Genomic DNA, 9,049 nt, shown 5'->3' on the forward strand with positions numbered 1-9,049 from the left:
AAATCCGCCACTGGGTGATCTTGGAGTCCGGACAGGTCGTCCTCCTTGCCGAGGCGCTCTGGGCGGCGGGCTTCTGGGCCTCTCCGGGGCACGCCCCGAGAGGCCCACGCGGCGGAAGATCCGATACAGTCCGCGCGTGCCCGCAACCCCACACACTCCCAACTCTCTTCCCGGCTCCCACTGTTCGACCTGTGGAGCTCCCTACGGAGAAGAGCTTTCCGGCTGGCCCCGCACCTGCGCGAGCTGCGGCGCGGTGGCCTACCGCAACCCGCTTCCCGTAGCGGTGGCCCTGCAACCCGTCTACGACACGCAGGGCACCGCCCTCGTCGTCGTGACCCGCACCATCGCCCCCGCGCGCGGGGGCACCGCCTTGCCCGGCGGGTTCATCGACGACAGGGAGGACTGGCGGCACGCGGTCGTACGCGAACTCAAGGAGGAGACGGGTATCGGCGCGGAGACCCGCGACGTGCGCCTCATCGACGCGATGAGCGCACCCGACGGCTACCTCCTGCTCTTCGGCCTCCTGCCCGAGCGCCCCGCCGCCGACCTGCCGTCACCCGCCTCCACGGACGAGACCGAAGGCTGGCACCTCCTGCGCCGCCCCACCGAACTGGCCTTCCCCTTGCACACGTTGGCGGTACGCGCGTGGTTCGAGGGCCGCTACATCTGACGCTCCGGTGACCTGGGCCGTCCGGTTGGTTCCGGTGGCCCGGGTGCCGCGTCGACCTGGGCGTTCGGTGGCACGGGCGCCCAGTCGGTCTGAGAGCCCCCTCCAGCGGCTCCGGACGGTCAGCGGGCGGCCCCGCGCACTCCGCCCCGTCTCTGACGCTCAGTCCGCGAGCCCCCGCACCCCTACCGGACGCCCCGCCGTGCCTTCGCCGTCGTCACCCTCCCGCTCGACGACGACACGGCCCTCGCTCCACCGCGTCGTGTACCGCTCGATCTCCGGCTCGACCCACCCGTCGCCCACGTCGGCGATCACCAGACCACCGCCCGTACGCCCCCGAGCGGGCGCCCACGCCTCCAGCTCGACCCCGCCGTCGGACCCCCGCACCGGGAGCACCGTACCCGCGCGCGCGAGCACCGGGACATGCGACAGGGGAGCGTCGACCACCACCTGCCCCGGCCCCTCGTACGCCTTGCCGGTCGCCGTGTCGTACCAACGCCCCCTGGGCAACCGCACCGCACGCCGCCGCACGCCGCTCTCCAGGACCGGCGCGACCAACAAGGAGTCACCGAGCAGGAACGCGTCCTCGCAGTCCCGCAACGCCCTGTCCTCGGGACTGCCCCACCACAGCGGCCGCACATAGGGAGTGCCGGTGCGCCGCGCGAGATGCGCGAGCGTCACGAAGTACGGCAGCAGCCGCCCGCGCTCGGCGAGGGCCACGCGCGCGTGCTCCAGCACCTCGGGCCCGAACTCCCAGGGCTCGCGCCGCCCGGCCCCGATCGCCGCGTGCGTACGGAACAGCGGCAGATACGAGCCCAGCTGGAACCACCGCAGATACAGCTCCGGAGAGGGACTCCCGTCGAACCCGCCCACATCGGGGCCCGAGTACGGCACCCCGCACAGACCGAGCCCCAACACCAGGGACAGCGAAGCGCGCAGCCCTGGCCACCCTGTCGACACATCGCCCGACCAGGTCCCTCCGTAGCGCTGCATTCCCGCCCACCCGGAACGCGAGAACAAGAAGGGACGCTCATCGGGATGCAATTTGCGCAGCCCCTCGTACCCGGCACGGGCCATCGCGAGGCCGTACACGTTGTGCCCCTCCCGGTGATCCCCGCCGGCCCCCTCCAGAGCGTGCCGCGCCGAACGGGGCAACGTCGGCTCACCGAACGCGGCGAACGACACCGGCTCGTTCATGTCGTGCCAGAACCCCGAGAACCCCTGCTCCAGACGTTCCTCGTAGAGCCGCCCCCACCACTCCCGCGTGCGTGGGTCGGTGAAATCCGGATACACCGCCTCACCAGGCCACACGACACCCCGCACGGCCCGGCCCGCGGCATCCCGCACGAACGCGTCCGCCGCTACCCCGCTGTCGTACAGCGCCACCCCCGGCTCGGCCTTCACCGCGGGATCCACGATCGAGACGAGTCGAATCCCGTCCCTGCGCAACTCGTCGGCGAACTGCGTCAGCTTGGGGAACCGCTCCTTGTCGACGGTGAACACCTGATGCGCTTCGTAGTGATCGATGTCCAGATGCACGGCATCCAACGGAAGCCCGCGCTCCTGATATCCGGAGACGATCCGCCGCACCTCCTGCTCACTGCCGAAGCCCCACCGCGCGTGATGGTGGCCCAGCGCCCAGGAGGGCGGCAGCGCCGGAGGGCCCGTCAGGGACGCCCAGGTGTGCAGCACGCGCGCGGGAGTGCCGACCATCGCCCAACAGCGCAGCGGCCCGCCGTCCATCCGCACCTCGCACGACCCCGTCCTGTCGTGCCCGCTCCCGGCCCCCTCCGTGCCCTCGTGCACCAGGACTTCGCCCTCCCACGTGTTGTCGTGGAAGACCAGATGCGTACCGGCGTCGGCCACCACCATCTGCACCGGCATGGTGATGTACAGCGGATCGTCCCCAGGCCCGAACGACCCACCGGGATCGGTGTTCCACAGCCGGTACGTCCCGTTGCGCAGCCGCGGCCCGCCGGCCCGTCCGCCGAGTCCGAAGAAGCGCGCGTCCGCCGCCACCTCCGACCGCTGCACCCAGCGCGCCGCGCCGCCCTCGGTCTCCCACCAGCGGGGCGGCAGGTCGCGCCGCAGCATCATGCCGCCGGGCGTGCGCAGTTCGACGGCCCCGTGCCGCGAGACGACGACCGTCGCCCGCTCCGACACCACCCGCCAGCCGCCCTCCTTGTCGGGCTCGAGGACGGCACGGGGATCCGGCTCGGGACTCCCGCACGCCAGCGCGTACGACGGCTCGGGCCCCGCACCGTCCCAGCCCCAGAACACCGCCCCGCCCGCGGTCACCCGCACCCGCAGCTCGGACCGGGCGAACCGCACCACCCCACCACCGGGCTCCGGCTCCACACCCGTCACGGGACCCGGCACCCGGGCACGCTCGGGCCCACGAGGAGCGAGCCCCGCGGCGTCCGCACGCCACCTGCGCCACGAGGAGCGCACCGTGCGCAACCCTTGCGCCGTGCCGACCATGCCGACCGCTTTCACCGAACGCACCAGGTCACGACCGTTCATGCTGCTCACCCTGCCACCGAATGCGCCGCGCGTGTGCTGCGTTCAACTGCCGTTCACCTGGGGTGACGGCACATACCCGGGGCACTGACTGTGTGAGGCACACCCTGGTGCGGAAGTCGATCACGTGGCAGGCTCCGGGACAGCCGTGCCACGCGCACACCCAGCACGTGCGCACCCACACGCATACGCCGCGTAACAGTCCGGGAGCCGCCCCATGACGTCCTCGTCGAACCTCTCGCCACTCTGGGAGCCGAGCCAGGAAAGGATCGCCGAAGCGCAGGTCACGCGCTTCCAGGCATGGGCGGCAGCACACTACGGAGCACCCACCGACGGCGGCTACGCAGCGTTGCACCGATGGTCCGTCGCCGAACTCGAGACGTTCTGGAAGGCCGTCACCGACTGGTTCGACGTCCGGTTCTCGACCCCCTACACGCGCGTGCTCGCCGACCGCGCGATGCCGGGCGCCCAGTGGTTCCCCGGCTCGACCCTCAACTACGCAGAGCACGCGCTGCGCGCCGCCGAGGATCCCGCCCGCGCGGACGCCCCCGCCCTCCTCCACGTCGACGAGTCCCAAGACCCGCACACCGTCACCTGGGCCGAGCTGCGCCGCCAAGTCGGCTCCCTGGCCGCCGAGCTGCGCACCCTGGGCGTACGACCGGGTGACCGCGTCAGCGGCTACCTGCCGAACATCCCGCAGGCAGTCGTCGCCCTCCTGGCCACCGCCGCGGTCGGCGCCGTATGGACCTCCTGCGCCCCCGACTTCGGCGCCCGCAGCGTCCTGGACCGCTTCCAGCAAGTCGAACCGGTGGTGCTCTTCACCGTCGACGGCTACCGCTACGGAGGCAAGGAGCACGACCGCCGCGAGACCGTCGCCGAACTCCGCGCCGAACTGCCCAGCCTCCGCGCGGTCGTGCACATCCCGCTGCTCGGTACCGACGCCCCCGAAGGCGCCCTCGAATGGTCGGATCTCACCTCCGCCGACGTGACCCCCACCTTCGAAGCGGTGCCGTTCGACCACCCCCTGTGGGTGCTCTACTCCTCGGGGACCACCGGCCTGCCCAAGGCCATCGTCCAGTCCCAGGGCGGCATCCTCGTCGAGCACCTCAAGCAGCTCGGCCTGCACTGCGACCTCGGCCCCGACGACCGCTTCTTCTGGTACACCTCCACCGGCTGGATGATGTGGAACTTCCTCGTCTCAGGCCTCCTGACGGGCACCACGATCGTCCTGTACGACGGCAGCCCCGGCTTCCCCGACACCGGCGCCCAGTGGCGCATCGCCGAACGCACCGGCGCCACCCTCTTCGGGACCTCCGCCGCGTACGTCATGGCCTGCCGCAAGGCCGACGTCCACCCGGCCCGCGACCACGACCTCTCACGCGTCAAATGCGTCGCCACCACCGGATCACCGCTGCCCCCCGACGGCTTCCGCTGGCTGCACGACGAGTTCGCGGACACCCCCGGCGGCCTGTGGACCGCGTCCGTCAGCGGCGGCACGGACGTCTGCTCCTGCTTCGCCGGAGCCGTCCCCACCCTGCCCGTCCACATCGGCGAACTCCAGGCCCCCTGCCTGGGCACGGACCTACAGGCCTGGGACCCCCAGGGCGAGCCGCTCGTCGACGAGGTCGGCGAACTGGTCGTCACCAACCCCATGCCGTCCATGCCCATCCACTTCTGGAACGACCCGGAAGGCGCCCGCTACCACGACAGCTACTTCGACACCTACCCCGGCGTCTGGCGCCACGGCGACTGGATCACCCTCACCGCACGCGGCTCGGTGATCATCCACGGCCGCTCCGACTCCACGCTCAACCGCCAAGGCGTACGCATGGGTTCGGCCGACATCTACGAGGCCGTCGAGCGCCTGCCGGAGATCCGCGAGTCCCTCGTCATCGGCGTCGAACAGCCCGACGGCGGCTACTGGATGCCGCTCTTCGTCCACCTCGCCCCCGGCGCCACCCTCGACGACGGGCTGCGCGACCGCATCAAGCGGACGATCCGCGAACAGCTCTCGCCGCGCCACGTCCCCGACGAGGTCATCGAGGTGCCCGGCGTCCCGCACACCCTCACCGGCAAGCGCATCGAGGTCCCCGTCAAGCGCCTCCTGCAAGGAACCCCGCTGGAAAAGGCCGTCAACCCCGGCTCGGTCGACGACCTCGACCTCCTGCGGCACTACGAGGAAATCGCCCGCAAGCGCTCCTGATCGCCCGTCCCCGCAGGTCAGCGCCCGTTGTCAGTGGCTCTCGTTACTGTGAGTGAGCATTGATCGACCAAGCGCAGGGGGAATCATGGCGCACACCCGACCCGACACGATGCGACGCGCTCTGCGCCGCGAAGTCGCCGGAACCATCGGCCTGCTGGCCGATGAGGAGGACTTCGCGGCGATGCGTCGCTACCGCACCTTCACCTTCGACGACCACAAGACCTACCTCAAGCAGGTCGAAGGGCTGCTCAGAACCCTCGCGGCCCAGGGCGGCCACACCACCGTCGCACTCTTCGATCCCGAGGAGTACGCGGAGTACTGCGCGGCGACCGGCCTCGAACCCGACGCCCCCGGCAGCCGCACCCGCTTCACCGCGGAACTGGCATCCGAAGGGCCCACCCTTCCCTACGAAGGACAGTCCCTGACCGACCTGGTCCCCGACCTCGTCGACGAGGCGGTCCGGCAGGCCACCTGGGAGTACGCGACGGTGGTCCTGGCCCGCGCGGGCACCTGCGCGACCTGCGGCGAGGACATCGGCCGCGCCGCGTTCGTGCGCGCGTCGGAACTCGTCGCCCGCGCCCTCGCGGCCTCCGGACCCGGCACCCGTCACCTGGTGTGCAGCGTGCCCACCGACTCCGAGACCCTCCTCGCCGCCCTGCACGTCGACGCCGTCACCGCCGGGGAGGCCCGCCTCGACGAGACCGAGGCCCTGGAGTTCACCACCGTGCTCGCCGTCGGCATCGCCACCCAGCGTCCGGCCGGCATGGTCCTGCGCAGCAGCGCCGAAGGCGCAAGGGACCGGGTCCACGGCTGGCGCATGAGCGGCGGACGGCTCCGGCCACTCACCGCGGCGGAGGTCTTCGACGCGTACTGCACGGACGCCCTCTCGGGAGAACTCGTCTCTCCCGAATCCGGCGTCGACTATTGCGCGGCCCCCGACCTGGAGGACGACGAGCCCGGGGGAGGACACGCCCACTGAACGTCCGAGGGGCGCCCCACCGAAACCGGTGGAGCGCCCCTCGGAACAACCCTCGGGCGCGAGGCGCCCGGACAGCGGGTCCGACTACTCGCCGGACAGCACCGCCTGAGCGGCCTTGCGGGCCTCTTCGGCGGTGTCGGCGGCACGGGCCGCGGACGCCGCACGCTCGCACTGCGCCAGCGTGTACTTGCCGAGCGTCGCACGCACATAGGGAATGGACGCCGCACCCATGGAGAGGGAGGTGACACCCAGACCGGTCAGCACACAGGCGAGCAGCGGGTCGGAAGCCGCCTCACCACACACGCCACAGCTCTTGCCCTCGGCCTTCGCCGCCTCGGCGGACATCGCGACCAGGTCGAGCAGCGCGGGCTGCCACGGGTCCTGGAGTCGGGACACCGCGCCCACCTGACGGTCGGCGGCAAAGGCGTACTGCGCGAGGTCGTTGGTGCCCAGCGAGAGGAACTCGACCTCCTGGAGGATCGAGCGCGCCCGCAGGGCCGCCGACGGAATCTCCACCATCGCGCCGAACTTCGCCTGCAGACCCGCCTCGCGGCACGCGTCGGCGAAGGCCTTGGCGTCGGTGCGGTCCGCGACCATCGGGGCCATGACCTCGAGGTAGACGGGCAGCCCCTCGACGGCCTTGGCCAGCGCGGTCAGCTGCGTCCGGAGCACCTCGGGGTGGTCGAGCAGCGATCGCAGACCACGCACGCCCAGCGCGGGGTTCGGCTCGTCGCCCGGCGTCAGGAAGTCCAGCGGCTTGTCCGCACCGGCATCCAGGACACGCACGACGACCCGGCCCTCGGGGAAGGCCTCGAGCACCTTGCGGTACGCCTCGACCTGCTTCTCCTCGGACGGCGCCTTGGTGCTGTCGTCGAGGAAGAGGAACTCGGTACGGAACAGGCCCACACCCTCGGCGCCGGCCTCGACCGCGGCCGGCACGTCGGAAGGACCGCCGACGTTGGCGAGCAGCGGCACCTTGTGACCGTCGGACGTGGCGCCAGGACCGGTGGACGCGGCCAGCGCGGCCTTGCGCTCGGCGGCCGCGGCCTCGAGCTGTGCGCGCTTCTCCGCGCTCGGGTCCACGAAGATCTCACCGGTGCTGCCGTCGACAGCGACGACGGTGCCCTCGGCGAGCTCACCGGCACCCGGCAGCGCGACGACGGCCGGCACCCCGAGAGCCCGCGCGAGGATCGCGCTGTGGCTGGTCGGACCGCCCTCTTCGGTGACGAAGCCGAGCACCAGCGCCGGGTCGAGCAGCGCGGTGTCCGCGGGAGCGAGGTCACGGGCGATCAGCACGTACGGCTGGTCGCTGTCCGGGACACCCGGCATCGGCACGCCCAGCAGGCGCGCGACGATGCGGTTGCGCACGTCGTCGAGGTCCGCCACACGACCGGCCATGTACTCACCGGCACCGGCCAGCAGTTCGCGGTAGTGGGAGAACGCGTCGTAGACGGCGCGCTCGGCCGTGCTGCCGACGGTGATGCGCCGGTCGACGTCGGACATCAGCTCCGGGTCCTGGGCGATCATGGCCTGTGCCTCGAGCACCGCCTGAGCCTCGCCACCGGCCAGGTTGCCGCGCGCATTCAGGTCGGCGGCCACAGCCTCGACGGCCTGGCGAGCGCGCCCCTGTTCGCGCTCAGCCTCCTCGGCCGGAATCTGCTTGGCCGGCGGCTCGAGAACCGCGGTGCCCATGTGCCGAACCTCGCCGATCGCCACACCGTGGCTCACACCGACGCCTCGCAGCGTTGTCTCCATTTCACCCGTCTCCGATAGTGCGACGGGCCCTGCCGCCGCGGTGGTTGTCGTGCTTGCCGTCAGCGACGGCGATGACGTCACTTCCAGCTGAAGAGCGCGTCGCCGGACTTCACTTCGCCGTCCTCGACCAGCTCGGAGAGGGACTCGGCCGTCGCCTCGAGCGCCACGATCGGGCACACCGGGGACTTGCCGGCGGCCTCGACGGCGGCGGGGTCCCACCGCACGACGGCCTGGCCGCGCTGTACGGTGTCGCCCTTGTTGACGAGCAGCTCGAAGCCCTCGCCGTTGAGCTGAACGGTGTCGATGCCGAGGTGTGTAAGGACCCCGTGACCCTGATCGTCGACCACCACGAAGGCGTGGGGGTGAAGAGAGACGACGATGCCGTCAACGGGAGAGACGGCCTCGGAAGGCTCACGTACGGGATCGATGGCCGTGCCAGGCCCGACCATCGCGCCTGAGAACACGGGATCGGGTACAGCAGAGAGCCCAATGGCGCGTCCTGCAAGCGGGGACGAAACGCTGGTCATGGCTAGCCTCCCAGGGGGTGGAGATTCATAGCCGCCGTCACTACCTGTCCTGGACGACGCACTGTTCAGAAGGGTAAGTCATAAGAAGTCCCGGTTCCGCACGAGAGGTCCCGGTTGGCGGACGTAGAGGCACTGCACAAACGATTTGCGCCCGCCCCGGACCCGATGTACAGTCGGACTCCTGCCTGAGGCCGTGGGACGCAGTCAAGCGTCCGGTCTCGGCGGCATCCTTCACATCAGATCCTATCCCTGGGTCCGGTTCCGCATGTCTGCGGTGACCGTGGTCAGAGAGTCGAATGAGACCTGATAAAGTCGGACTCGCCGGAAAGGGAAACGCGAAAGCCGAAAGGCCGGAGCGGGAACCGGAAAGGCACCGAGGAAGTCGGACACGAAAGAGT

Annotated in this window: 6 protein-coding genes; 3 read left to right on the plus strand and 3 right to left on the minus strand. The window is 71.0% G+C overall.

Translation table 11 applies throughout. The features are described from left to right. The first annotated feature begins 136 nt into the window (after nucleotides 1-136). The gene (locus ACIO9J_RS33050) at nucleotides 137-670 is read left to right on the plus strand and encodes an NUDIX domain-containing protein (protein ID WP_402007666.1); all 534 of its coding nucleotides are present in this window, start codon (nucleotides 137-139) and stop codon (nucleotides 668-670) included. Nucleotides 671-829: 159 nt separating this feature from the next. Here the strand turns inward: ACIO9J_RS33050 and ACIO9J_RS33055 are convergent, their stop codons facing one another. Beyond that, nucleotides 830-3,190, minus strand: a complete 2,361-nt coding sequence (locus tag ACIO9J_RS33055; protein WP_402007668.1) for a glycoside hydrolase family 31 protein — start codon at nucleotides 3,188-3,190, stop codon at nucleotides 830-832. A 214-nt stretch (nucleotides 3,191-3,404) separates the two neighbouring features. Between ACIO9J_RS33055 and ACIO9J_RS33060 the strand changes: the two genes are divergently transcribed. Next, on the plus strand, nucleotides 3,405-5,390 hold the full coding sequence (locus ACIO9J_RS33060) for an acetoacetate--CoA ligase (protein ID WP_402007670.1): 1,986 nt from the start codon (nucleotides 3,405-3,407) through the stop codon (nucleotides 5,388-5,390). An 85-nt stretch (nucleotides 5,391-5,475) separates the two neighbouring features. Further along, the gene (locus ACIO9J_RS33065) at nucleotides 5,476-6,369 is read left to right on the plus strand and encodes a hypothetical protein (RefSeq protein WP_402007672.1); all 894 of its coding nucleotides are present in this window, start codon (nucleotides 5,476-5,478) and stop codon (nucleotides 6,367-6,369) included. An 84-nt stretch (nucleotides 6,370-6,453) separates the two neighbouring features. Here ACIO9J_RS33065 and ptsP read toward each other — a convergent pair whose 3' ends face one another. Continuing rightward, nucleotides 6,454-8,124: a phosphoenolpyruvate--protein phosphotransferase gene (ptsP, locus tag ACIO9J_RS33070; protein WP_402007674.1), complete on the minus strand. Its 1,671-nt coding sequence runs from the start codon at nucleotides 8,122-8,124 to the stop codon at nucleotides 6,454-6,456. Nucleotides 8,125-8,201: 77 nt separating this feature from the next. Continuing rightward, nucleotides 8,202-8,651 carry a PTS glucose transporter subunit IIA gene (locus tag ACIO9J_RS33075; RefSeq protein ID WP_098241161.1) on the minus strand — a complete coding sequence of 150 codons (450 nt, stop codon included), beginning with the start codon at nucleotides 8,649-8,651 and terminating at the stop codon, nucleotides 8,202-8,204. Between the last annotated feature and the right edge of the window lie 398 nt (nucleotides 8,652-9,049).

It is taken from the genome of Streptomyces sp. NPDC087300 (genome assembly GCF_044744425.1).
Lineage (GTDB): Bacteria > Actinomycetota > Actinomycetes > Streptomycetales > Streptomycetaceae > Streptomyces.

Bases quoted from the DNA above. Each gene is read 5' to 3' on its own strand.
- ACIO9J_RS33055 (WP_402007668.1), bottom strand. From the start codon at position 3,190: ATGAACGGTCGTGACCTGGTGCGTTCGGTGAAAGCGGTCGGCATGGTC.
- ACIO9J_RS33065 (WP_402007672.1), top strand. From the start codon at position 5,476: ATGGCGCACACCCGACCCGACACGATGCGACGCGCTCTGCGCCGCGAA.
- ACIO9J_RS33060 (WP_402007670.1), top strand. From the start codon at position 3,405: ATGACGTCCTCGTCGAACCTCTCGCCACTCTGGGAGCCGAGCCAGGAA.
- ACIO9J_RS33075 (WP_098241161.1), bottom strand. From the start codon at position 8,651: ATGACCAGCGTTTCGTCCCCGCTTGCAGGACGCGCCATTGGGCTCTCT.
- ptsP (WP_402007674.1), bottom strand. From the start codon at position 8,124: ATGGAGACAACGCTGCGAGGCGTCGGTGTGAGCCACGGTGTGGCGATC.